The sequence below is a fragment of the Bacteroidota bacterium genome (assembly GCA_016720935.1).
Lineage (GTDB): Bacteria > Bacteroidota > Bacteroidia > AKYH767-A > 2013-40CM-41-45 > JADKJP01.
Genome location: JADKJP010000007.1, coordinates 492,263 through 517,900 on the forward strand (window position 1 = coordinate 492,263; position 25,638 = coordinate 517,900).

18 protein-coding genes are annotated in these 25,638 nt (G+C 41.7%); 7 read left to right on the forward strand and 11 right to left on the reverse strand.

What is annotated here, in order from left to right; genetic code table 11:
• Positions 1 to 248: 248 nt before the first annotated feature.
• Positions 249 to 2,435 carry a DNA helicase RecQ gene (gene recQ / locus IPP86_16265; protein ID MBL0140054.1) on the reverse strand — a complete coding sequence of 729 codons (2,187 nt, stop codon included), beginning with the start codon at positions 2,433 to 2,435 and terminating at the stop codon, positions 249 to 251.
• A 110-nt stretch (positions 2,436 to 2,545) separates the two neighbouring features.
• Here recQ and IPP86_16270 point away from each other — a divergent pair, with 110 nt between their 5' ends.
• From IPP86_16270 to lptB, 5 genes are all read left to right on the forward strand, one after another.
• Positions 2,546 to 3,538 (forward strand): KpsF/GutQ family sugar-phosphate isomerase, encoded by a 993-nt coding sequence (locus tag IPP86_16270; GenBank protein ID MBL0140055.1) that lies wholly within the window; start codon positions 2,546 to 2,548, stop codon positions 3,536 to 3,538.
• 115 nt (positions 3,539 to 3,653) lie between these two features.
• Entirely contained in the window at positions 3,654 to 4,490 is an 837-nt protein-coding gene (gene tatC / locus IPP86_16275) for a twin-arginine translocase subunit TatC (protein MBL0140056.1), read from the forward strand.
• Between the two features lie 11 nt (positions 4,491 to 4,501).
• Positions 4,502 to 4,846 (forward strand): carboxymuconolactone decarboxylase family protein, encoded by a 345-nt coding sequence (locus IPP86_16280; GenBank protein MBL0140057.1) that lies wholly within the window; start codon positions 4,502 to 4,504, stop codon positions 4,844 to 4,846.
• A gap of 41 nt (positions 4,847 to 4,887) precedes the next feature.
• Positions 4,888 to 7,368: a carboxypeptidase-like regulatory domain-containing protein gene (locus IPP86_16285; protein MBL0140058.1), complete on the forward strand. Its 2,481-nt coding sequence runs from the start codon at positions 4,888 to 4,890 to the stop codon at positions 7,366 to 7,368.
• A gap of 101 nt (positions 7,369 to 7,469) precedes the next feature.
• Positions 7,470 to 8,195, forward strand: a complete 726-nt coding sequence (gene lptB, locus IPP86_16290) for an LPS export ABC transporter ATP-binding protein (GenBank protein ID MBL0140059.1) — start codon at positions 7,470 to 7,472, stop codon at positions 8,193 to 8,195.
• A gap of 65 nt (positions 8,196 to 8,260) precedes the next feature.
• On the opposite strand, the gene purS is transcribed toward lptB, so the two are convergent.
• Both purS and pssA read right to left on the reverse strand, forming a co-directional pair.
• Positions 8,261 to 8,515, reverse strand: coding sequence for a phosphoribosylformylglycinamidine synthase subunit PurS (gene purS / locus IPP86_16295; protein MBL0140060.1), 255 nt, complete (start codon positions 8,513 to 8,515; stop codon positions 8,261 to 8,263).
• Positions 8,516 to 8,524: 9 nt separating this feature from the next.
• Positions 8,525 to 9,256, reverse strand: coding sequence for a CDP-diacylglycerol--serine O-phosphatidyltransferase (gene pssA, locus IPP86_16300; protein ID MBL0140061.1), 732 nt, complete (start codon positions 9,254 to 9,256; stop codon positions 8,525 to 8,527).
• A gap of 374 nt (positions 9,257 to 9,630) precedes the next feature.
• Here pssA and IPP86_16305 point away from each other — a divergent pair, with 374 nt between their 5' ends.
• A complete protein-coding gene (locus IPP86_16305) occupies positions 9,631 to 10,698 on the forward strand; it encodes a hypothetical protein (protein MBL0140062.1) in 1,068 nt (355 codons plus the stop codon).
• A 55-nt stretch (positions 10,699 to 10,753) separates the two neighbouring features.
• Complete coding sequence (locus tag IPP86_16310) at positions 10,754 to 15,850, forward strand: hypothetical protein (GenBank protein MBL0140063.1); 5,097 nt, start codon at positions 10,754 to 10,756, stop codon at positions 15,848 to 15,850.
• 116 nt (positions 15,851 to 15,966) lie between these two features.
• Here the strand turns inward: IPP86_16310 and IPP86_16315 are convergent, their stop codons facing one another.
• The 8 genes from IPP86_16315 to IPP86_16350 form a co-directional block, all read right to left on the reverse strand.
• On the reverse strand, positions 15,967 to 16,677 hold the full coding sequence (locus tag IPP86_16315; protein MBL0140064.1) for a YebC/PmpR family DNA-binding transcriptional regulator: 711 nt from the start codon (positions 16,675 to 16,677) through the stop codon (positions 15,967 to 15,969).
• A 135-nt stretch (positions 16,678 to 16,812) separates the two neighbouring features.
• The gene (locus IPP86_16320; protein MBL0140065.1) at positions 16,813 to 18,573 is read right to left on the reverse strand and encodes a S41 family peptidase; all 1,761 of its coding nucleotides are present in this window, start codon (positions 18,571 to 18,573) and stop codon (positions 16,813 to 16,815) included.
• 323 nt (positions 18,574 to 18,896) lie between these two features.
• Positions 18,897 to 19,391: a cytochrome P460 family protein gene (locus IPP86_16325; protein MBL0140066.1), complete on the reverse strand. Its 495-nt coding sequence runs from the start codon at positions 19,389 to 19,391 to the stop codon at positions 18,897 to 18,899.
• A gap of 124 nt (positions 19,392 to 19,515) precedes the next feature.
• Positions 19,516 to 20,043, reverse strand: a complete 528-nt coding sequence (locus IPP86_16330) for a GNAT family N-acetyltransferase (protein MBL0140067.1) — start codon at positions 20,041 to 20,043, stop codon at positions 19,516 to 19,518.
• 25 nt (positions 20,044 to 20,068) lie between these two features.
• Positions 20,069 to 20,677: a tetratricopeptide repeat protein gene (locus IPP86_16335; protein MBL0140068.1), complete on the reverse strand. Its 609-nt coding sequence runs from the start codon at positions 20,675 to 20,677 to the stop codon at positions 20,069 to 20,071.
• On the reverse strand, positions 20,674 to 22,113 hold the full coding sequence (locus tag IPP86_16340) for a hypothetical protein (protein MBL0140069.1): 1,440 nt from the start codon (positions 22,111 to 22,113) through the stop codon (positions 20,674 to 20,676). Before IPP86_16340 ends, IPP86_16335 begins: the two co-directional genes overlap by 4 nt.
• Positions 22,098 to 24,257, reverse strand: a complete 2,160-nt coding sequence (locus IPP86_16345) for an urea transporter (protein ID MBL0140070.1) — start codon at positions 24,255 to 24,257, stop codon at positions 22,098 to 22,100. Before IPP86_16345 ends, IPP86_16340 begins: the two co-directional genes overlap by 16 nt.
• 6 nt (positions 24,258 to 24,263) lie before the next feature.
• Positions 24,264 to 25,637 carry a diaminopimelate decarboxylase gene (locus IPP86_16350; GenBank protein ID MBL0140071.1) on the reverse strand — a complete coding sequence of 458 codons (1,374 nt, stop codon included), beginning with the start codon at positions 25,635 to 25,637 and terminating at the stop codon, positions 24,264 to 24,266.
• Between the last annotated feature and the right edge of the window lies 1 nt (position 25,638).

Genomic DNA, 25,638 nt, shown 5'->3' on the forward strand with positions numbered 1-25,638 from the left:
ATGAATCCAGCGAAAAAGTTGCTGAAGTGATTGCAAAATAAAAAACTAAAAAAAAGACTCCTTCCTTCCGCATGTGATGGGTAGTATAAAAGGTGAAAATAGGAAATTTGGGGAAATGTTTTGAAAATGACATAAAACATTGTAAAGTTGATCCTTACTTGCTTTTCAGAAAAAAAATAGGATTTAACTTGTCAGTTTCCAAAAAAAAATCCCGGTCTTTCGACCGGGATTTTTTCGTGCTTCATGATTTAGTTTCCGAGTTCGGACATGAATTTTATTCGCATCAAACGAATATCCTCGAGGGTGTAATCATTTTCCCCAAGTTCTTTTAATGCGGCTTCGACGGAATCAGTTTCCGCGGTTTTGAAGAATTCAAAAACTTCGGCCTGGCGATCTTCATCGATCACTTCGTTGATGTAGTAATTGATGTCGATCCGTGTACCAGAACCAACAATGCTTTCGATTTCCGTAAGGAGGTCGCGCATCGGAAGGCCTTTGGCAGTAGCCATATCGTCGAGAGAAATTTTGCGATCGATGTTCTGGATGAGATATACTTTTAATACACTCTTGTTGACGACAGATTTCACAACAAGATCCATAGGACGTTCGATCTCGTTTTCCTCAACATATTTGGAAATAAGATCGAGGAACGGTTTTCCGAATTTCACGGCCTTACCTGCTCCTACTCCGGTGATGTTTTTCAGTTCATCCTGAGTAATCGGATACTGAATCGCCATTTCTTCGAGAGAAGGATCCTGAAAGACAACAAATGGAGGAACATTTTTCTGCTTCGCGATCTTTTTACGGAGATCTTTCAGCGCGGCGAACAATTCAGGATCGGCCGCGGCACCTCCGCCACCAAATTCATCTTCATCATCCGCTTCCGCATTGCTGTAATCGTTGTCTTCCACCACCAGGATTTTCACCGGCTTCTTGAGGAAGGCTTTTCCTTTATCAGTAACTTTTAATGTTCCGTAAGTTTCAATGTCTTTGGAGAGGAATCCGGCAAGTAAAGCCTGACGGATCATTGCCGTCCAGAATTTAGTGTCGTGATCGTCACCTTCACCAAAAATCTCCAGCTGATCGTGGTTGTGGAGCTTTACGGCGTTTTCCGCTTTTCCGGTGATTACATTCACGACGTGTTCCATCGCGAATTTTTCCTTCACACCAAGAACAGCTTCGATGACGGTACACATTTCTTCTTTTCCGTCGAAGCTCTTTTTCGGATGCAGACAATTGTCGCAGCTACCGCAATTGGTTTCGTTGTAGGTTTCGCCAAAATAATTCAGCAATACTTTACGACGACAAACAGATGTTTCAGCATAACCGACTGTTTCAAGAAGCAGTTGTTTACCTACCTCCTGTTCAGCGACAGGCTTGCCTTTCATAAATTTTTCGAGCTTCTCGATATCTTTGTAACTATAGAAAGTCACGCATTTTCCTTCGCGACCATCTCTGCCGGAGCGACCGGTTTCCTGGTAATAACCTTCGAGAGATTTTGGAATATCGTGGTGGATAACAAAACGAACATCCGGTTTATCAATACCCATTCCGAACGCGATTGTCGCAACGATGACGTCGATTTCTTCCATCAGGAATTTATCCTGTGTGTCGGCACGTACGGCTGCTTCCAGTCCGGCATGATATGGCAATGCTTTGATTCCATTCACGGCAAGTGTGGAAGCGACTTCCTCCACTTTCTTTCTGCTCAGGCAATATACAATGCCTGATTTGCCCATGTTCTGTTTGATGAATTTGATAATCTCTTTCACCACATCAACTTTGGGTCTTACTTCATAATACAGATTTGGTCGGTTGAAAGACGCTTTGAAAACATTCGCGTCCATCATGCCCAGGTTCTTCTGAATATCAAGCTGTACTTTTGGTGTAGCAGTCGCGGTGAGGGCAATAATCGGAACTTTACCGATTGCCTCTATAATTGGGCGCAAACGACGGTATTCCGGACGGAAATCATGTCCCCACTCGGAAATACAATGCGCTTCATCAATCGCGAAGAATGAAATCTGGACGCTTCTGAGAAACTCTACATTTTCGTCCTTGGTCAATGATTCCGGCGCTACATAGAGCAGTTTTGTGCGTCCGGATTTGATGTCCTTACGCACCTGCGCGATTTCAGTTTTATTGAGGGATGAATTGAGAAAGTGAGCGATTCCATCCGCGTTACTAAAGCCGCGCATGGCATCCACCTGGTTCTTCATGAGGGCAATCAAAGGCGATACTACCACAGCTGTACCATCCATAATAAGGGATGGAAGCTGATAACACATCGACTTCCCTCCTCCTGTAGGCATGATGACAAATGTGTCCTTCCCGGCGAGTACGCTCTGTACAATTTCTTCCTGCTCCCCTTTGAACTTGTCGAATCCAAAATATTTCTGGAGATAGCTTTTCAAAGGTTTTTCTGCCACTAGCATTGTATTGATCTGATTTTTATGATATTAGGTTAAATAAAAAGGTATATGCTCCTGAAAAGGTTTCGGAACTAAAATTAAATAATTTTGCCGAAATACATAGTGAAAAACGGATGTATATTGAAAAAATTTTCAGACCCTTGAAAACACCCCAGCAAATAAAAAAATTAGCCCTTAAAACGCTTGATATAGAGTCAGAAGCAATAAGAAACCTGAAATCTTATATTGATGAAAGTTTCGTTAAAAGTGTTCAGCTCATACAGAAAAGTAAGGGACGTGTGGTCGTTACGGGCATCGGAAAGAGCGCGATTATCGGTCAGAAAATTGTCGCCACTTTCAATTCCACAGGTACTCCATCCATCTTTATGCACGCTGCGGATGCCATTCATGGTGATCTTGGCATCATTCAGAAGGATGATGTGATCATTTGCATTTCAAAAAGTGGCGATACACCTGAAATAAAAATTCTTGTTCCGTTGCTGAAATCCTGGGGCAACAAACTCATTGCTATCGTCGGCAATCCTGATTCATTCCTAGGTGTTTCCTGTGACGTGACATTGAATACATATGTTGAAACAGAAGCCTGTCCGCACAACCTCGCTCCTACCAGCAGTTCTACCGCACAACTGGCCATGGGTGATGCGCTCGCTGTTTGTCTGCTCGACCTGAAAGGATTCTCGAGCAAGGATTTCGCCCGCTATCATCCCGGAGGAGCACTGGGCAAAAAATTATATCTGAAAGTTGATGACATCTATCCTCATAACGAGGGACCAAAAGTCTCCGCGGATGATGATCTGAAAAAAGTAATTGTTGAAATTTCATCCAAACGTCTCGGAGCCGCGGCTGTATTGGACAAGAACAAACTGGTGGGCATTATCACGGATGGTGACTTGCGAAGAATGCTGCTTACCGGCAAGTCCATCGAAAACATGAAAGCGAAAGACATCATGAGCCCGAAACCAAAATCAGCGGAGAAAGGCATGATGGCTGTTGACGCGCTGAACCTCATGAAGCATCACAACATTTCCCAACTCATCATTACCGACAAAGGAAAATATGTGGGAATGGTTCACCTTCATGATCTTGTGAAAGAGGGAATCCTCTAAGGATAAAAGGCTCCCAATACATCCATTTTTATTAACATTTTGAGACCGGCTCCAGGGAATAGAAATTCCGCAGTACCTATCTGTACAACTTCAAAAAGCTATCTTTACCGCCCAAATGGCGATTTTTAATTTTCTTAACCCGAATAAGAACGATACAGGCGAGATGTCCTTCCTTGGTCATCTTGAAGCATTGCGCTGGCATTTGTTCCGGGCTGTGGTGGTGGTCATGTCATTGGCACTCATCCTGTTCTTTTTCAAAGAATTCCTTTTCGACGGAGTCTTACTTGCTCCGAAGAATCCGAATTTCATTACTTACAGATTGCTTTGTCAGTTATCAGACAAACTGAATCTCGGTGACGATCTGTGCATCACAACAAGTCCGTTTATCCTCATCAGCACCGACATTTCAGCGCAGTTCACCACACACATGTGGGTGGCTTTTATCGCAGGACTGGTTTGCGGATTCCCTTATGTTGTCTGGGAATTGTGGAGATTCATCAAGCCCGCATTGCATGAAAAGGAACGTCGTTATGCTACAGGGATTGTGTTCTATACTTCCTTCCTGTTTTTGCTTGGAGTGATGTTCGGTTATTACATCATCACACCGATGACGGTCAATTTCCTTGGGAATTATCAGGTGAGCACTGAAGTTAAAAATACGATTACACTGGATTCCTTCATATCAACAGTCACTACGATGACCCTGCTTACCGGTATTGTCTTTGAATTACCGATTGTCGTTTACTTCATGACACAAGTTGGGATTCTTACGCCGACTTTCATGCGTACGTATCGCCGGCACGCGGTTGTGGTGATTCTGATTCTGGCAGCTGTGATCACACCAACTTCTGACGCGACTACACTGATCATGGTGGCGCTTCCGCTTTATTTCCTGTATGAGGTCAGTATATTTGTGAGTGCTTATGTCATTCGTGGTAAGAGTAAAGCATAAAACATTCCATCATGCAAGACGCAGTTAAAGAATTCAATGCTTACAGGAGCCGGATGAATGAACGCATCCTGGATGCCGACAACCTTGTTATCAAACGTCTGTTCAACCTCGACACAAATACCTATGCTCCCGGCGCGCTTTCCGTAAAAGTGAAAGAACTGATGGGACTGGTCGCCTCCATGGTGCTCCGTTGCGATGATTGCATCAAGTATCATTTGGGTAAATGCAAAGAAGAAGGCGTTACCACTGAAGAACTCTTTGAAGTATTTGCCGTCGCGAATATTGTTGGCGGCACAATTGTGATCCCGCATTTGCGCAGAGCCGTAGAGTACTGGGATGAATTGAATAAAGTTTGATTCCCGTTGTGATCCGGATCCCCTGACCGGTTATTTTGTCTATGTATAGAAACGCACTCTTACTTTTATTTTCACTCTCGTTTTTACTCTCTTTCCCATCCGATTCTGTCGGACAAGTTACGAGAGTGAGTGGTCGTGTGTATGATCCTTTGACGAATGAACCGATCGCTTTCGCGAGTGTTTTATTCATGGGAACATCCACCGGTAAAAACACAGACATAGACGGAAACTTCAGTATTGAAACGATGGAATCGGTGGATAGTATCCGCGTATCCTTTATCGGTTATTTACCCACCACACTGCATGTACAGAAACACAAGGTGCAGGTAATGAATATTGCCTTGCGTGCGAACAAGTTTGATTTGCCGGAGGTGGTGATCAAAGCGGGAGAAAATCCGGCGATTATTCTGCTTAGAAAAGTGATCGAGAACAAACCGAAAAACGATCGCAGCGAGTTGAAGGCATTTCAGTATGAATCGTACAACAAGCTGGAATTTGACATCAATAACATCACCAATAAATTCAAAAAGAAACGTCTGTTCCGTCCATTCCAGTTTGTCTTTGACAATATAGATTCCTCTTCCACCAACAAAACACCATATCTGCCGGTCTTTCTGACGGAAACAGTTTCCGATGTATATTTTCGATCTGATCCTACACATCGAAAAGAAATTATCAAAGCGAGTAAAATATCCGGGGTAGAAAATGAAACTGTTTCGCAATACCTCGGAGATTTGTATTCAAACATCAACATCTACGACAATTACATTTACCTGTTCCAAAAAGGCTTTGTGAGTCCGATTGCAGGTCTTTCACAATTGTATTACAAATACTCTCTGATGGACAGCGCATTTCTGGGTGACAGATGGTGTTACAAAGTAACCTTTCATCCGCGACGCAAACAGGAGCTGACCTTTAATGGTGAAATGTGGATCGCGGATACTTCCTTCGCCATTCGTAAAATCAATATGCGCATTGCGAGTGACGCGAATATCAATTTCATTGAAGACCTTGCCCTTGTTCATGATTACGATTATGTAAACAATGAACACTGGATGCTCACCAAAGAAGTGCTGGTAGTGAATCTTGCTCCAACGGAAACCAAATCAAAACAAACTACAGGTTTCATTGGCCGGAAAACGACCTATTACAGGAAGTTTTTGTTGAATCAACCAAAAGACGATTCCTTTTTCAAAGGCTCGGAAGTGGATCTTGTTGAGGGAGCAAAAAAGCAGAACCTTTCTTTCTGGGATTCGACGCGTGCGGAAAGTCTGACCAAAAATGAACGTGCGATTTATTCAATGATCGACACGATCAAAACAATTCCTGCCTACAAGCGATATGCCGACATGGTGAAAATTTTCGCGACGGGTTATAAAGCGGCAGGACTGGTGGAGATCGGACCGATATTCACTTTTCTCAGTACAAATTCTGTTGAAGGAATACGGCTGAGATTTGGCGGACAGACCAGCAATAAATTCAGCGAATGGCTTGTGCTCGATGGTTATGGAGCTTATGGAACGAAGGATGAACGTTTCAAATACGGTGGTACTGCCCGATATTTCATCAGTAAAAAACCCAGAGTCATACTTGGCGGAGCTTATAAGCATGATGTGGAGCAATTGGGAAAAAGTCCGAACGCTTTCGCGGATGATAATTTCTTCGCTACGATTTTCAGACGGGAACAAAGCAATAAACTCAACGATATCAATCAGGGAAGAATCTATCTTGAAAATGAATGGATAGAAGGCTTCACGAATCGTCTCACTCTGGCGCACAGTGAATACATTCCGCTTGGCAATCTTGATTTCACCTATTATCTGAACGACGCGAAAACGGATTCATCCAATCGTATAAAAAATACGGAACTGAGTTTTTATATGCGATTTGCATACAAAGAAAGATTTGTAAGCGGAAAAGTGGACAGGATCTCCCTGGGAACACGTTATCCTGTGATTCATCTGCAATATTCTAAAGGAATAAAAGATGTGATTTATAGTTCTTTTGAATATGACAAATTGCGATTGAAAGTGGATGATGATTTGTATCTCGGAAATTTCGGGATCCTGAGTTATAGTGTTGAAGCGGCGAAGATTTTCCAGGCACTACCCTATCCATTGCTCTTTATTCATCCGGGGAACAATTCATTTGTCTATGATAAAGCCGCTTTTAACCTCATGGATTATTATGAATTTGTGAGTGACGAATACATCAGTTTCAAGGCGGAGCAACATTTTGGTGGAATTTTTCTTGATCGTATTCCTGCTTTGCGCAAATTGAAATGGAGAGAAGTGGCAACATTCAGTGCAGTATCCGGCAGACTGTCCTCAAAAAACAGAGTGTTGCTTTCGAACCCGAATGTATTTTACAATCTTGAGAAAAAGCCATATGCCGAATTTGGTGTAGGTATTGAGAATATCTTCAAAGTCTTACGGATAGACAATATCTGGCGTTTATCCTATCTTGATCACCCGGGTATTTCAAAGGTGGCAATTTTAGGAACCGTTTCCTTTTCCTTCTGATTTTGGAGGATTGATGGGAATAATCATCTTTGCAGGATAATTGACCGAAGGCGATGTAATGCCAGAATTCAGGTCACACAGTATTTCATCAACAGGAAAACATGTTATTACGCTCTGAAAACCTGATCAAACGTTACAAGCAACGTACTGTTGTTGACAATGTATCAATTGAGGTACGTCAGGGTGAAATTGTTGGTTTGCTGGGTCCAAATGGAGCCGGGAAGACCACCTCTTTTTACATGATTGTTGGTCTGATCAAACCGAATGAGGGCAAAATTTACCTGGATGAACAGGAGATTACAAATCTTCCGATGTATAAAAGGTCTCAGTTGGGAATTGGCTATCTGGCTCAGGAAGCTTCTGTTTTTCGGAAATTGAGTGTCGAAGACAATATCAAAGCCGTGCTGGAGATGACCAAACTAAGCAAGAGCCAGCAAAGTGAGAAGCTCGAGTCATTGCTGCAGGAGTTTGGTTTGAACCGAATCCGGAAAAACCGTGGTGATTTGTTATCCGGTGGAGAAAGACGTCGGACTGAAATTGCACGTGCTCTGGCTGTTGACCCAAAATTTATTCTACTGGACGAACCTTTCGCCGGTGTAGACCCGATCGCTGTGGAAGACATCCAAAGCATCGTTTCGCTTTTGAAACATCGTAACATTGGTGTATTGATCACTGATCACAACGTTCACGAAACGCTGACCATTACTGATCGGGCTTACCTTTTGTTTGAAGGAAGAATTTTGAAAGCGGGTACCGCGGAAGAACTTGCAGCTGATGAACAGGTACGGAAAGTCTACCTCGGACAGAATTTTGAACTGAGAAAATGAGGGTTCCGGCTTTTTGAAGATCTGATCTACTTCCGGTACGATACCCTTTTTAGAAAAAGTCTGATTTATTTCACTTCAACCAGTTCAAAATGGTAGGACTCCATGATTGGATTGGAGAGCAATTTTTTACAGGCATCATCAACTTTGGAGCGAGCCTCTTCAGGGTTTCCGGCTTCTATTTCAAGGGTGATGTGTTTCCCGATTCTCACGTTATCAATCTTGCTCAGGCCCATATTTGTCAATCCGTGACGAACGGCTTTCCCTTGCGGGTCCAAAAGTGCCTTAAGAGGCATCACATCAATTTCGGCTGTAAATTTCATTGCTTGGAATTATGAAGGTGTTTTCCTGAATTTATTCTGAATGATGGACAAAAGTACATAACAGAAAATTATCAGGGGAATTGCCGCGTATAAAAATATCGGGATCAGAATCGCGGAGATAAGGAGGAGGATATACTGGTATTGATTCTTTTTGAATGCAAAGCTTTTGAACTTGAGGGCAAACAGAGGAATTTCCGAAACCAGCAAAAAAGAGACAACAACAGAGACCAGTAGGATAAAAACCGGGTTCAGAAGTAAGGGGCTGAATCGGGGAGCATCCTGGGAAATCATGAGCGGAAAGGAGATGATGAGCAGGGTATTTGCCGGCGTCGGGAGGCCTATGAAGGAGTCAGTCTGACGCGTATCGATATTAAATTTTGCCAGACGAATCGCGGAAAATGCAGTGATGATAAAAGGAAAAAACTGTAAAATTTGTACTAAAGTATGAGATTCGATGATAGATGATAAGTTGGACATTTGCAGCATTTTAAACATCATCACCCCCGGTAAAAAACCGAAGCTGATTACGTCTGCAAGTGAGTCCAGCTCCTTCCCGATTGGGGAGGATACATTAAGTGCCCGGGCCATCATTCCGTCCATCAGATCAAAGAAAGCTGAGATGAAAACAAGGTAAGCCGCCCATTCAAGATGGTTGCGAAAAACCATGACAATGGCCACTGCTCCACAAAGCAAATTGAGGCAGGTAAGGAAATTGGGAATCTGGCGACGTATAAAATTCATCCGGCTCAAAATTAGTTTTTCTGTGAATTCTCTGCAGGTTTCGTAAAAAAATAGACTGCGTGTATTGTTTAGTTTTGAGTACGCTGATTCCAGGCCGAAAATGACAAATCATCCGGCTTCAGAATTTCAAACATTTTGAGTGTTTCAGATGTTGGTAACATCTCTTTGTACCCTGTTAATATTGGCCATTTTTCGCCCCTGTTTCCTGTATCTTTTCCTCCTTATTACGGTATAACTATTCACCTCCGAAATACAGTCGTTGGCGTAATGTGACAAAGCTGTATGGACTTGAAAATGGTAATTTTACAATAGAACTTAAGAACAATAAAAGCAGGGCCATGCCGTTTGGTTTGGTATCCTAATTTGACAAGCATATGCACTTCAAAAAAACTCTACTTTCCGGTTCTCTCCTCTTCCTCTCCTTTCATTTGTTTGCGCAGACGCCCAAATACAGTAATGAGTTTTTATCGATTGGAGTGGGTGGAAAACCGATGGGATTGTCGGGGGCAGTAGTTGCCGGTGTTGACGATGCCACTTCCGCTGTGTGGAATCCGGCAGGTTTAACCGGTATTGAAGGCAATCTTCAGATTGCCGCAATGCATGCTGAGCTTTTCGCGGGAATTTCAAAATTCGATTATGCAACGCTTGCCACCAAAATCGATTCTTCAAGAACGCTTGGTTTCTCGATCATCCGGTTTGGAACTGATGATATTCCAAACACATTGGATCTGATTGATGCCTCCGGTGTCATTGATTATTCCAAAATCAAATCCTTCTCGATCGCTGACTATGCCTTTGTGTTCAGCTATGCCAAGATCTCAAAGATTGCCGGGCTGAGGTTTGGCGGAAATGCCAAAATAATCCATCGCAAAGCGGGTGATTTCGGTAAGGCCTGGGGTTTTGGTTTTGATCTTGGAGCTCAGTTCCATAGTAACGGTTGGGAATTTGGTTTGATGGCAAAAGATGTCACTTCCACTTTCAATGCCTGGAGTTACAATACAGATCTTCTCGAAGAGACTTACAGCAAAACCGGAAATGAAATTCCGAAAAATACAACTGAAATTACCTTACCCAAACTAATTCTCGGAGTCGGTTACCGTTATGAATTTACCAAAAAGATCTCCGGACGAATTGAGCTGGATGCTGATATGACTTTTGACGGGCAACGGAATGTGTTGATCAGTTCCAATCCGGTGAGTGTCGATCCTCATTTCGGTTTGGAGATAGGTTATGCCAATTTCATTTTTCTACGAGGTGGAATTCAAAATATCCAGAGTGTGAAAGAATTTGACGGAACAAGCAGTACAATCGTGCAGCCCAACATGGGTCTGGGTCTCAAAATTGGTAAACTCACCATTGATTACGCATTGACGAACATTGGCCAGGAGACATTGAATTCAAATGTATTTTCATTAAAACTGGACATCTACAAACACAAATAATCTTACAAGCAGCTTTCCATTTTCGAAAGCATATTGAAAACGATAAAGGGCTATCATGAAAAGAATTTTACTAAGCATTCTCATCTCCTTCTGCGCCTCTTGGTTATGGGCTCAACCGTACGAGAATTCCTGGATCAATTACAGCCAGCCGTATTATAAGTTAAAAATTTCTTCTGAAGGAATTTACAGGATCAGTCAGCAGACCCTTCTGTTTGCCGGAGTGCAGGTTACCGGCAATGACCCTCGCAAGATCCAGCTTTTTCACAATGGCGTGGAACAGTACATCTACATTCAGGGAGAAAGCGACGGAACTTTTGATGCAAATGATTTCATTGAATTTTATGGAGAAAAAAATGACGGTAGTCTGGATTCAAAACTATACGCCGATCCCAGCTGGCAGCCAACTCCCAGCTTCAGTTTGTTCACCGACACTTCTGTTTATTTTATCACCATCAGCAATTCCGTCAACGGAAAAAGGCTGACCAGTGTGAATAACAACAATTACTCCGCTTACACTCCGAGTCCTTATTTCATCAAAGAATCCTATCAGGATCCTGCGACACAAGGTGCAACCGGACGTTATATCGGATACAACAGAGGTATGACTTCCACTTCCATCGAGTACACTGAAAGTGAAGGCTGGTGTGATGTGTTTGGAAACTACCAGGCTGCAAATTATCCTTTGAACGTGAGCGTGAATACTGACAAGATGTATTCCAGCGGACCCAATGTGGAGATCACAACCTGTGTCGGCGGGATCAATAACAATCCGCACAACATCAAGATTACTTTCCCTGGTGGAAATTTTACTGACACATATTATTCCCAATCCTTACGTGTTTATCCATTTTCAGTCTCCCCTGCTGTGTTCACCTCAGCAACTACTGCGTTCACTTACGATGTAACTACTCCCGTAAGTGCAACAAATCCGGAATACAGTTCTTTCTACTGGTTGTCGGTTCGTTATCCTCACACCTATGACCTTGAAGGAAGAAATACTTTTAAAATGTTTGTTCCGGATGATCCTTCCCAGAGTAAAACATTGATGAACATCACCAACTTCAACCCTGCTGCCTCACCGATTTTGTATGATCTTACCAATCACAAAAGAATTTTAGTGTCACAATCCGGTGCAACATTCCAGGCATTGGTTGACAACGACGGAAATTCTTCTCCAAAGGTTTGTTACCTGAGCACGCCCGGTTCCATTCAATCGGTAACAAGTGTTAGTGGCATTAATTACGTTTCTAATAATTTCGGTTACTTCAATAACCTTCAGACTGTCGCACGGGATTCCGCTTTCATTATCATCGCCCACCGTTCATTGTGGAATCAGGCTCAGAGTTATAAGTCATATCGTGATCAGACAACAAACAACAGGACAATTCTTTTGGACATTGATGAATTGTATGACCAATTTGCTTACGGAATTCAAAAACATCCTTTGTCAATAAAAAACTTTATACACTTTACCCTCAATAGCTGGACAGTTGCTGCACCGCAAAACCTCCTGTTGCTTGGTAAATCTATTTCAGGTGCTGATTTCCGTGGCAACCCGGGTTTATTCTCACTCTGTCTTGTTCCTTCTTTTGGTGTTCCTACATCCGATCAATTGCTTACATCCGGAATAGATGGTTCTTTGTATGAACCTACAGTTCCTGTTGGACGTGTATCTGCAAGGACAGGATCAGAAGTTTCGGATTACTTAGCAAAAGTTCAGGAATACGAAGACGCACAAGCCGGTCCCCCACAACCCTGGATGAAAGAGATCCTGCATTTTGGTGGTGGTGATGATCTGGCACAGCAAAATTTGCTCTCAGGTTATCTTGACATTTTCAAAACGGTAATGGAAGACAGTCTGTTTGGGGGTCACGTCACAACTTATCTGAAATACAACTCCAATCCTATCGTCATCAACCAAAGCGATTCACTGCAGGCACAAATCGACTCCGGTATTGCTGTCATGACTTTCTTTGGTCATGCTTCAGGATCAGGGTTTGATCAAAGTACAGACGAACCTTCTGCATACAATAACCAGGGCCGTTATCCTGTAGTGATTGCCAACTCCTGTTTCGCGGGAGACTTCCATACTTACCAGAAAAGTGTAAGTGAAAAATTCGTTCTGGAACCAAGAAAAGCTGCTATCGCATTTATCGCGAGTGTCGGACAGGGAATTCCAAACGACCTCTACAATTATTCGAATGCTTTTTTTGAAAACGCCTCCTATTACAATTACGGTGCAACTATAGGTCAGTTGATGAAAAAAGCGATTGAAACCATTCAAATGCCGAATCAGGAGAATATTAAAATCGTTTGTAATGAAATGTCATTGCAGGGAGACCCTTCCCTTCGACTGAATCATTTCGACAAACCTGATTATGCTGTTAACGAATCCAATATTTCTTTTTCTCCAAATGAAATCTCAACGGACCTTGACACATTTACGGTTCATGTAACACTGCGGAATATCGGCAAAGCTGTTCAGGATTCATTTTATGTGCATGTGATCAGGACATTCCCTAACGGACTGGATTCAGTATTTACTCTTAAACGCGGAAGATGTTATTATCAGGATACGATTAATCTGACGATGAAAACCGGTGGTTTCAACGCCGCTGGTGTCAACAAAGTCAGAGTTGAAATTGACCTTCCTGATTCCGTAGCTGAATACAATGACTACAGCAATAATTTTACATCTACGAATGTGTTCATCAAATCAAACGACATCATTCCGGTATATCCTCCTCGTTTTGCAATTCACCCCTACTCTACAGTAACGCTTAAAGCAAGCACAGCAGATCCGCTGGCCGATGTCCGGAACTATCGTTTTGAAATTGATACAGTAGATCTGAATGTTGTGGACTCTACACCCGGAATGCAACCCAGTCCGCAGTTTCGATTCACAGTGATCAGTGACAGTGGCGGTGTTTTCTCCTGGTCGCCTCCGAATCTTCAGTTAATCGATAGTACAGTTTACTTCTGGCGTGTCGCAAACGATTCCGTTACAATAGATACAGCCATATATAAATGGCAGCAAAGCTCGTTCATGTACATCGCAGGAAAGACAGGTTGGGCACAAAATCATTTTTACCAGTTCAAGGAAGATCAATTTGAAAACGTACTTTATGACGGTACGAGCAGAAAATTTGATTTTGTAAGAAACAATAAATCCCTCCGTGTATTTACACATGGTTTGCCGGATGGTTCACAAACACAATACAATGAAATCGGGTATTTCATGAACAATGCTCCGGTTGAGTACAACGGCTGTCAGGCACAGGCTGCTATCATGGTGGCTGTTTTAGACTCCATCACTCTCGAGCCTTGGACAACCTGTTCATACAATTTCGGACAAGCGAATCCATGGGTAGTGACATCCGGAGTTTGCGGAGATCCTACCATGCAGGGTATTAATGTTTGTCAGTTCCCGGGAGGTCGTCAGCGTCCGGAAAACTATTTCATTTTCCGATATGCAGATCCGACACAAATGCAAAGTCTGCAAAATATGATCAACCAGGTACCGGCAGGAAATTACATCCTCGCGTATTCATGGTATACCTATCCCTATTCCGCCGCAGACCCCGCCTTCAATGCTTCACTGACAGGACTTGGTTTTCACATGAACATGCTTCAGGATAACACACCATTCATCGTGTTGATGAAGAAAGGCTATCCTTCTACTATCGAAGAGAAGTGGGGACAATCCGATACATCCGATTTACAACTTCAAACGCTGCTCAGCGCGATCTGGAACAGAGGAACGACAACAACCGAAGTAATCGGACCGGCTACACGTTGGGATAGTTTCCACTGGAATCAGGTTCCTGATGAAAATCCGACTCGTGATCTGGTGAGCATAGATGTTCTCGGACAAAACAGTACCAGTAGAAACTGGGACACCCTCGTGAGCAACCTGAGTTATTCAATTACAGGAAAAGACACATTGCTGAACTGGATTGATCCCGTCACCTATCCTTACCTCAAATTGATTTCACATGTTCAGGATGATTCTTTACGTACACCTGCGCAGATGAAATACTGGAGAATCTATTATGATGAAGTTCCCGAATGCGCTTTAAATCCGAACCGTTCATTTGGCTTCTATGAAAACCCAATTCAGGAAGGTGATACTGTAAGGATGCACATTGCGATTGACAACCTTGGAAATTTACCGATGGATAGCCTGGATGTTAGTTTTTATCTCTATGACAATAACCGTATTCGACACGATTTACAAACTGTCAAATTGGATTCATTGCGTCAGGGACAATCACTCATTGCAAATGTTGTGGTAGATCGCACGTTTGGTCTGGCCGGAACAAATGGTTTGTGGGTAGAAGCGAATCCGTTCATCCCCTCACATCAGACTGAAAAATATCATTTCAACAACCTGATGGAAATGAAGTTCACCATGAATCGTGATCGCATCAATCCGATTCTGGATGTAACATTTGACGGCGTGCATATCCTCGATGGTGATATTGTATCCGGTAAACCAATGATCACGATTCAGCTGCATGATGAGAATAAATTCCTTGCATTGAATGATACAGCGAAGTTTAAAGTGTATCTAAAGAGCCCGAATTCACAGACACTTACACCCGTATTCTTCTCCTTCCCTACTTATGGAAATACACTGAGGTTTACTCCCGCGATACTGCCGAAAAACAGCTGTAAGATCGACTGGAATCCGATCTTTGAAAACGACGGAGTATACGTACTGGAAGTAGAAGCAACGGATAAATCAAACAACGAATCGGGAAAATACAATTACAAAATCTCTTTTGAAGTGGTGAATAAGTCCACGATTACGGAATTCCTGAATTACCCGAATCCATTCTCTACTTCCACCCGTTTTGTCTTTACGCTAACCGGTAATGAAATTCCTACACACATGAAAATTCAAATCATGACGGTCACCGGAAAAATTGTGCGAGAGATTATGCAGAATGAATTAGGCAACATTCATATCGGCAGAAACATTACGGATTATGCATGGGATGGAAAAGATGAATATGGCGACCAGCTTGCCAACGGCCTCTACCTCTACCGTGTTGTTACCGATCTCCATGGCGAATCCATCGAACACAGGGCAACTGATGCGGATAAATTCTTCAAGAAAGGTTGGGGCAAAATGTATCTCATGCGATGAGACCATGATTTTCCCGATCTTCAAGAATTGAGTGATTATAATTTCTTCAATTGAAATAGAAAATAGAAAAAGGCGAACATGATGTTCGCCTTTTTCATTCTAATAATTTTTTATGATTATTTCAGGTTGTGGTAGACAGCCTGAACATCATCGTCTTCCTCAAACTTATCAACCAGCTGAAGTATTTCATCCTGCTGCTCTTCACTTAGCTCCACAAAGGTTGTTGGTAAGCGTTCAAGGGCGGCTTTCTTCACTTCTATTTTCTTTTCTTCAAGGCCTTTTGCCATTTTTCCGAAATCTTCATATGCCGTATAGATGAGAATTTCCTCTTCATCCACTTCCATACTATCCAGTCCAAAATCAATCAATTCCAACTCCAGTTCTTCCACGTTTACTTTACCATCATTTGCAATACGGAAAACGCCTTTTCGCTGAAACATGAAGTCCAATGATCCTGTTTTTCCCAGTGTTCCATTTCCACGGTTAAAATACATACGGATATTCGCTACTGTCCGTGTTGTATTATCCGTTGCTGTTTCCACAACAATGGCTACTCCGTGCGGACCATAACCTTCGTATACAATCTCCTCAAAATTCCCTTCGTCTTTCGATACAGCACGTTTTATTGCCCCGTCGATGCGGTCCTTGGGCATATTCAAACCCTTCGCATTTTGCACAGCTGTGCGCAAACGAGGATTATATGCAGGATCCGGACCACCGGCCTTTACTGCAATGGCGATTTCCCGGCCCACACGAGTAAAGGCTTTTGCCATTTTATCGTAGCGGGCAAACATTTTGTGCTTGCGTTTTTCAAATACCCGACCCATAGTATGTAAATAATTTAATGGTCGCAAACGTACGGGATTCGGGAAAATTAAACAAACGGAGTTATCATCCCCGATGGAGAAAATAAAAAAATCCCCAAAACTTGGTTTTGGGGATTCTCTTTCAGGGTAGGTCATTTAGTTCAATCCGTCATCTTCTTCTCTTTCGCTGATTGCCTTAGCCTGGGCTTCACTTCCGGGTTTTCCAATTACCTTGTAATTCCCGTCGCCCTTCAAAATAGAGGTATAAAGTGGCTGATTATCCAATACTTCCAACGCTTTCTTGAGATCCTGATCAGTCCTGAAACTGGATTCAAGGCGGCCTTTCTGGAAATAATATCTTGAAGCGATTTCCCCTTCCAACATGTCTTTCACCTCTGATTTATGATTCATCAGGTCCTGCTTTTTGTAATCCGCCATTTTCTTTTTGAGTGCTTCAAATTCTGTTTTTAAGGCATCAAAATGTTTGTCCTTTTCAGCTGCTTTCCGGAAGGAATCCAGTTCCTTTTCGCTCTTATCGGTGTAATCATACTTTTTTCCATCGAGGAATGCTACGAAGTCATTGTAGTCCTTTTCCGAAATCATAAATTCTTTTGCTGGAGCAATAGACGCATGTTCACGAGCATATTTATTAGCATAATCGAAAAACAAGAAGTTGTGATACAGTGCACCTGTGAGGTTGCTGTAAACTTCAGGATTGGTATAGATATCAGGGAAAATACCACTTCCATCATAGACTACACGACCACCCTTGGTTTTAAATTCCGTAATGAGTGAGTCAGCTACTTTAGATACTGACCCATCCGCGTTTCTGTGTGTGTAATCCAATGCCTGAATACAACGTCCGCTGGGCGTATAGTACTTGGCAATCGTCACTTTTAAGAGCGTATTATAAGACAGATTATAAGTCTGCTGAACAAGTCCCTTTCCGAAGGTACGTTGCCCTACGATGACTCCCCGATCAAGTTCCTGAATGGCACCCGTAACAATTTCTGAAGCCGAAGCGGAACCACGATCTACAAGCACAACCACCGGAATCTCAGTATCCACAGCGGTTTTGCTGGCAAAATATTCCATGTTCATCTCCTTAACTTTTCCGCGCTGGGAAACGATCTTTTGGCTTTTATCTACGAAGAGATTTACGATATCAACAGCTTCTTTCAGCAAACCACCACCATTTCCACGAAGGTCCAGAATGACAGATTTCATTTTCGGATCCTGTTTCAGTGTCACTAAAGCTTGTTTTACTTCATCCGCTGAGTTCTCCAGGAATTGGGTCAATTTGATGTATCCGGTATGATCGTTGACCATTCCGAAATAAGGGACATTTTTGAATTTTATCTCATCACGTGTAATCGTTTTCTCCAGTGGTTGGGCAGTTCCTTCCCTTTGTACGACAATTTTCACGGTTGTCCCTTTCTGCCCCTTCATAAACTCAGTCACATCATCGACCTTCCGGCTTTGGGTTGTAATCCCATTCACCGAAATAATTTTATCTCCCACACGTATATCCGCTTTCTGGGCAGGGAAACCCTCGTACACTTCACTGATTTCGATTTGTCCGTCGCGTTCATGAACCAATGCACCAATCCCGCCATATTCAGCGGAAATGTGGGTCATGCGATAATCCTCTATTTCACTTTCCGGAATATATACCGTGTAAGGATCAAGTGATTTAAGCATGGCATCAGCACCCTTTTTCATGAGTTCACCCGGCTGAAGAGAATCCACGTAATAAATATTTACATCCCTGTAAAGGGTAGAAAATATGTCGAGGTTTTTGCTGACCTCGAAATAATAATCTTCAACAAAGCTGAAGGAGGCTATTGAAACCAATACTATTGAAAATACCAGCACTATTTTTTTAGCGCGGCGGGAGACTGATTGAATCAAGGGCATGCTTGTGGAATTTAGCCGGATAAAGCCGGGAAGAGTTCGTTTTATACTGCAAGAACGGAAAAAAGTTAATTCCATTTTCTTAAAAAGGGTTAATTCACCCGTCCATCATTAAAGAAAACCAAATAGCCATTCTATCAGCAAAACAAGCAACATGATTGCAACCAGGATTACGAAAATCGCTCCTGAGGAGGCTTTGGGGCTTGTTTCATTTTCGGGCGATTCCAATGCAGTTTATTTTAGGTGAATTCGGGGTAAAATGTTTTATCAGGATTCAGATAAGAATCGCCATGATCCTTCCGTCGAGATACTGGATCGCGAAAAGCTCAATGAAAATCAAAGGTTCTGATAAAGTCCCGTCCTGGTGATCCTGAATGACATCCTTTACAGCCGGCACCTTTGTTACCTGCGCTATAATTCACGCTGCCATCCGCGTTCAATTCTGCCCAAACCCAGTTTTCAGCTGCAAAAGTATTTTCCGGTTCCTTTTCCATGATAGCGTACAATTTGAGATTATCATTTGAATCAAAAATTTCTTTCACAATCAATGAACCATCGGGAAACTTAGCTCCTAATGGAAGTTCGCCGGAACTATCAAGCGCTGCAAAAGCAATTTCATTAAAACGGAGTTTGAAGGCACCGTGCGGACTTGGGGCTACCCCATTCAATTTATTTCCATTCTGATAATAATGATAACCACCTTCAATGATATCTTCGAACAACTCCAAATCTTCATTGGCATTGATCTTATCCTTGGTACAGGAAGAAATACCCAGAATCAAATGGATTATCAGCAGTAATAAAGCTGTATATTTTTTCATGATTCAAAATTAAAGGTGCTTCTCCCCAAACAGGAGCCGGGATAAAAGTCCGGATTTTAATTTTGAAAATTAATGTATACAATCAAATTCTGCAAATAAAATAATTCTAAAAAAAAAGAATCATTCAGACAGAATGTGGTTCGAAAACCCAACGATTTACTTCTTGTTCGAAGTTTATCGAACCGGGAATTGTTATGTAGGATTTCACGAATTTAAATCCTGCTTTCGGGAGCGTTTTATTTGGCGAAGGGTTCAAGGCATAAGGCTCGCTGTACAAACGATGTAATTTTAATTTCTCAAAAAATAATGGCACTGATAATTTTACAAAATGAACCCCTAAACCTTTCCCTCTGAATTCGGGATGCCAGATGTGCAAATGCATGAATGCATGCTTTCCAAATTCAATCGGATTAACATTGGAATGACCAACAGGCTTTCCATCCACTTCCCAAATGAGGGCAAAGGATTTTTTCTGTTCGTAATCCAGTTTTATTTGATTCGAAAGCATTGCCAGAAAATCACTTCTTGCCGGCATTTTTTTCAAATCAACACCCATTTTTAAAAGGTATTCAGGAGCCGCCTTGCTCCAATAGTCAGCAATCAATTCAATATCCGATTCCCGGATTTCCCTGACCGTAAGTAATGGATCCACGCAATAGTAGTTTATCGTTATTCATTCACTTGCACATTTGCAATCCATTCATTGCACTTGTATCCTGCGGGCTATACAACAATGCACGTTCAAAACAAACAGCTGCGTCGGTCTTATTGAGAAGCGCAAGCAGTGTCCATCCCTGCAAAACATTTGAATCGAAATCGAATGGATACAACTGTAAAACGACTTCCAGGTGTTTCTTTGATTCGGCGTAATTTTTCCGATTGTAGTAAATCAAAGCAGTGCGATAATTCACCAAGGAATTTTTTGAATCAATCTGAAGAATAGCATGGTATTGAGCCAATACTTCGTCCCATTTATTCTGAACAGACAAAGGATACACGATTCCTAATCTTGATTCAATTGATAAAGACTGGAGATCAATCGCTTTTTGATAGTATGAAATTGCTTCGCTATAACTCCCTGCTGAATATTTCAACCATCCAAGACGTAAATTTAATTCATAAGAATTTGAGTTGTATACTTGTTCGAGTTCATCAGAAGCTTTTTGATACTGTTTATTCGCTTCATAAGTATAACTTTTGACAAACGCGGAACGAAGAGATTCCATATTTTGCGCACTAGCAATGCATGAAATTAAAATGAAAGCGAAAATCATGTAGTTTTTCATAGGGAGTATTTTAAGCCAACAGTAAATAAGTAATTTGAATATGGTGTTTTGATGGTGATATAGCGATCAGGCTCCGGGTAAAAAATGTACTGACTATTCTTTCTTGAAAAATTGAATCCAAAAAATCCGGACAAATGAGCACCCATTTCCTGATAAGCTGAAAGCGAAAGACGGTAAATAGTTTCGTCAGTTGTATTGTGAACTACCAAACCATCATACTCAGTTGTGTTTGATAAATCTCCATACAAGGCAGACAAAGATAACCATGTTTTCTTGAAAACCCGATTAGTGATTGCCAATTGAGGGATCAGCCTGCTTTGGTTTTCCTCAAATAAAACCACAGCATTTGCAGTAAAAAATAAATCTGTATTGCCACGCGGAAAATAAACCATCCGGATTTGTGGCTGAACTTGAATTTTTGAATTTAAATTCGAGTAGGATATACCCGCTTCAATCCTGGATTTTCTGAAATTTCGTTCAAGAGCAGCTCCGAATATGTATTCATAATTTATCCTGCTTGTATCTGTAAAAGAATAGATGGTTCTTGTAGAATAAAACGTATCAACCGTCTGAGCATAATATTGTTCTTGTTTGTATGAACTGACAGCGGTGCTAAATTCACTGGATAAATAATTCCCAAATAATTTCAATGTACATATTTTTGGGAAAAAGATATTTGCCTGAAGATATCCTAAATGTTGATTCACGAGACTGTTTCTAACATAAGTTGTGTCTTTGTACTGGTAAATATTCCGGATGTACTTTATACCATTCCAGACATCCGATACACGATCCACCACAATCAGATCGGTAGCGCTGATCCTTTCCCGTTTTTCCAACTGAACAGCTGTGAAAGCACCATACAAACTAAGCGAAGCAAATGGCCTTATTTTTAACCCTGCTTGCAAATAATAAAGCTTGCCGTTGAGTGATTGAAGACCATAGATGTTGCCGTGCCGTATATCTATTTTATCATAGAGATTATAGTTGTTATTAAGGGAAATTCCCGAATTAACATCCGCGCTGACAAATACCTTACTTTTTTCTACACCCATCCAAATCTTTGTTTGCTCCGGTATTAAGCCCAGAAAATACGCCGTTTCCTGATCCTGGTCTGTTAATAAGGCGCAGCGATACAGCATCACAATGGCATCCTGGTCAGATTTGTTCTCCTCGAATACTCTTCTGTAATGCAGCGCACTTGAGGTATAATCATGTTTCATAAACATGGCGTATCCAAGTGACTTACGAATATTTACTGTTTCAGCTCCGGCACGTATCGCCATGGTAGAATAAACAACGACACTATCCCATTCTCCGCTGTTAAATGCTACCGCAATCAACGAATCGTAATTCCGCACTATATCCGGCTGAGTTTGTGAAAAAACAGATGCAGTTGAGAATATAAAAAACAAAACTGTTATTGCTCCTCGCATATCGCCTTTGTTTTGTCATTACCTTCAAAAATCATCAGGCTTTCAATGCCATTTTTTGTAAGGTGGATCTCATATTCAAATTTACTCAACCTGATCCCTGCCAGTCTGGATGTACTTTTTGAATGAAGTTCCATACGTGTGGTATATTGCAAATCATCGGCAAACACATATTCCAATTCAAATTCATTTTTTACAGCGCTAAAAAAGGGAGCTGAAAAATCCTCGAGCCACTGTACGAGAAAATTTGTTTTAAACAGGACCGGAAAATTCTCATGCAATTTCAAATCATTGTAAAAACCCAGGAATACTTTATAACAGCTCAGGTAGAAATGATACAGAACAGAATTTCTGTCACCATCAAAAAAATTAAACCTGAATATCACTCCGTCATTTTCCAGTCGAGCAATACTTTTTGTTGATTCGCACCAGATATTGATGCGGTTCCATTCATCTGTATAAATTAGCCATTCCTCAGTTTTTCCTTTCCAAGACCATTTGAGTGATTTCCCGGGAGCGAAATTAAAAGCTTGTTTCAGAAGCGGATTTATTTCAGGATTCCTGATCAGATCACCTTCATTTGGAACTTCAAATATTTTGAGATCAAAATCAGTTCCCCTTCTCAGGATATAAGAAGCAATGGGATAATCCAGAGTACGAGCACCGACCTTTGGAATCGTTTGCACCTGAAAATGTATATGCGGCTCCGGTGAACGTCCTGAATTACCACAGTTACTCAGCACATCTCCCCTTTTTACAAAATCTCCCAATTTAAAACGAAAATCTCCCGATTTCAAATGAGACAACTGAGAAAAAATACCATTACCATGATTAAGCACGATACTGTTACCCCAATTTTCCTTTGTATTCACTTCGAAGATCGCATTCTCTTCAATATTATCAATGATCAATTCCACTGTTCCATTTCCGGGAGCAAGAACGGGTTTGTTATAACAGTAGTAGTTTTCCACCCTGTTTCCCGGCGGATAATAAGATTTCATTTCATCATCCAAAAGGATGAAATCAAAAGCTTTGCTCCAGTCTCCTAAATGTGTAATTTTTCCATCATGTCCCTGACTGATTATCCATTCACCCCAGAATGGAAGGGAGATCGGAAAATATTTCGCAAAACGGTAATTGTCTTTTGTGACTAAATAATGGTAAAGGTTTTTCTCCGGAGATGAATATTGCAGCTGAACGGCATGAATATATTTACCATCAATTCTCCATTTCAATAAATAGAGGAAAAACAAAGTAGCGACAGCCAGTGACAAAGTAAAAGCCGGTAAATGAAATACGTTCAGTACCTCACTGCTTCCATAGTGAATTAAGGCGACAATTGGCACCATAAAAATGACAGCGAGAAATGACCATGTACTGGTCACTACAAAAAAACCACCGATTGCGATGGCAATAAAAATATAATTAGCGCCCACAAAAAAATGAACAAGATCGCGGGTGTCGATCCCGGCAATTTTATAAAAGAAAAAGGCAGTACTAAAACCCAATAAAGCCAGCGAAAATGAAATTCGTGAATAGAAAAATAAACCCAAGCTAATAATGAGTCCAACCAAAACATTACTTTGGAAAAATACGGCACCGAGGGAACGACAAAATATTTTAAAGAATTCGGGCAGGTTCAGCTGATTGAACCCTTCCAACATACTGTAATAAGCTCCCTGGCTGGTTTCCAATCCAGGGGTAATACCAATCAGATTGCCAAAGTATTTTGAACCCAACAACAACAACCAAAACGAAACAAGGAATGGTAAGCCCATGAATGGCAGCTGATATTTTGTAAGCAAACCCTGGAAAACAATTGTTACCAACAAACAAACAATTGCCATCAAAAACAAAATCAGCCAATACAGAGGCCCGGTTTGAAAAAACGCTCCCATACCCATTCCAACAAGGGCACTGCAAAATCCGTAAAGTCCTTCACGGATGGAAACCGGATTCATAGTGAAGGACTCTGCTACAGCATTTGTAATCAGCACAGCAAACAAACCCGAAATGCCAATTACCGGATGAATCATTGAAGCAAGCAGTAACAAAGCCCCAAACCAGAGGCTACGCGCAAAAAAGATCTGCGAATAGCTGTAAAGCAATCCGTGCGCGTGGCGTGTGATGAGTATTTTTAATTTCACACGAAATCAGAGCTTAAAGGTTTTGAGATGCTCAGGTTTCGATTCCAGATTTGTCAGCGTATCGATTGTTTCCCGTTCCCTGATTTTATGTACTTCCCCTTTCGTATCAATCATTACAACATTCGGACGCATCGCTATAAACTGCATCCATTGCGTCATGTTGTAGGCGCCAACTTTGTGAACGACAACATTATCTCCACGGCTGAGCAAAGGCAGACTGACGCTTTCGCGGATCTTATCGATGTTCATGCAAAGCGGACCATACACAACCATGTCTTCTGTATGATGTGTAAATTCCTGAGCCGGCGAGATTTTATGCTCGTACCAGAATGCGGTGAAAAGAATATTCACTCCAAAATCCATAATAGTGGCTCGACGGCCATCTGATAATCGTTTATTGGCGAGTACAGTTCCAAGTAAAAATCCTGCATCATCGATCATTGCTCTTCCTGTTTCCAAAACAAGCAGTGGCAAATCCTCCTGCTTAAATCCAAAATTCAGAATTGTGGAAGTAATGGCTTCCGCATAATCATCAAAGCCCGGACTGATATCGGATCCCGGAAGATAGGAACCACGCAGGGTATTTGTAGACGCAAAACCTCCACCCAGATCGAGGTACTGTATGGACTTATCCCACTTCAGCTTGATGTTGTAAGCCAGGTCGCACAATTTGCTTGCGGCAATCGCGTACGCGTTTGCTGTAAGCATGAAAGTACCAATGTGACAATGAAGTCCCACGAGTTCCATCCGCTCGCAGTTCATAATTTTCACAATTGCCTGCCATGCCTGGTAGGACTCATAATTAAATCCAAAACGATCCCAAAGTGGATAAACTCCAACATCCATATTTACACGGATGGCAACTTTGGCTTTTTTCTTTGACGTTTCTGTAATCTCAATGAGATCATACAATTCATCGAAATGATCAATGTGAATCAGTGATTCATTTTCTATAGCTCGTTTTAATTCATCAGTAGATTTTTCCGGTCCGTTGAAAATTATTTTATTGCCGGGAACTCCATTACGAATGGCTTTTTCATATTCGAATCCACTGACGACCTCCGCCCAGGATCCTTCCTGGTGAAATACATTACAAACGGCATCGAGGTAATTTGTTTTATAACTCCAGGCAAACTGTACTTTAGGATATCTCGTTTTAAAAGCTCTTAGCGCCGACTGATATGTCTTTCGCATTGTACGCTCCGAAATCACAAAGCAGGGTGAACCATATTCATCGATAATTCGCTTAACAGGAACACTATCAATGTGGGAAGTTGGAGCATATTCAGTACGGGTACCGAATTTATTCATAAGTCCCGAATTCATCTTGCGGATAATCGGTCGCTCGTAACGTAATTTAGTTTCTGACTCTGCTGACATA

Bases quoted from the DNA above. Each gene is read 5' to 3' on its own strand.
- tatC (MBL0140056.1), top strand. From the start codon at position 3,654: ATGGCGATTTTTAATTTTCTTAACCCGAATAAGAACGATACAGGCGAG.
- pssA (MBL0140061.1), bottom strand. From the start codon at position 9,256: ATGAATTTTATACGTCGCCAGATTCCCAATTTCCTTACCTGCCTCAAT.
- IPP86_16340 (MBL0140069.1), bottom strand. From the start codon at position 22,113: ATGCGAGGAGCAATAACAGTTTTGTTTTTTATATTCTCAACTGCATCT.
- recQ (MBL0140054.1), bottom strand. From the start codon at position 2,435: ATGCTAGTGGCAGAAAAACCTTTGAAAAGCTATCTCCAGAAATATTTT.
- IPP86_16325 (MBL0140066.1), bottom strand. From the start codon at position 19,391: ATGAAAAAATATACAGCTTTATTACTGCTGATAATCCATTTGATTCTG.
- lptB (MBL0140059.1), top strand. From the start codon at position 7,470: ATGTTATTACGCTCTGAAAACCTGATCAAACGTTACAAGCAACGTACT.
- IPP86_16310 (MBL0140063.1), top strand. From the start codon at position 10,754: ATGAAAAGAATTTTACTAAGCATTCTCATCTCCTTCTGCGCCTCTTGG.
- purS (MBL0140060.1), bottom strand. From the start codon at position 8,515: ATGAAATTTACAGCCGAAATTGATGTGATGCCTCTTAAGGCACTTTTG.
- IPP86_16335 (MBL0140068.1), bottom strand. From the start codon at position 20,677: ATGAAAAACTACATGATTTTCGCTTTCATTTTAATTTCATGCATTGCT.
- IPP86_16350 (MBL0140071.1), bottom strand. From the start codon at position 25,637: ATGTCAGCAGAGTCAGAAACTAAATTACGTTACGAGCGACCGATTATC.
- IPP86_16315 (MBL0140064.1), bottom strand. From the start codon at position 16,677: ATGGGTCGGGTATTTGAAAAACGCAAGCACAAAATGTTTGCCCGCTAC.
- IPP86_16320 (MBL0140065.1), bottom strand. From the start codon at position 18,573: ATGCCCTTGATTCAATCAGTCTCCCGCCGCGCTAAAAAAATAGTGCTG.
- IPP86_16270 (MBL0140055.1), top strand. From the start codon at position 2,546: ATGTATATTGAAAAAATTTTCAGACCCTTGAAAACACCCCAGCAAATA.
- IPP86_16285 (MBL0140058.1), top strand. From the start codon at position 4,888: ATGTATAGAAACGCACTCTTACTTTTATTTTCACTCTCGTTTTTACTC.
- IPP86_16305 (MBL0140062.1), top strand. From the start codon at position 9,631: ATGCACTTCAAAAAAACTCTACTTTCCGGTTCTCTCCTCTTCCTCTCC.
- IPP86_16280 (MBL0140057.1), top strand. From the start codon at position 4,502: ATGCAAGACGCAGTTAAAGAATTCAATGCTTACAGGAGCCGGATGAAT.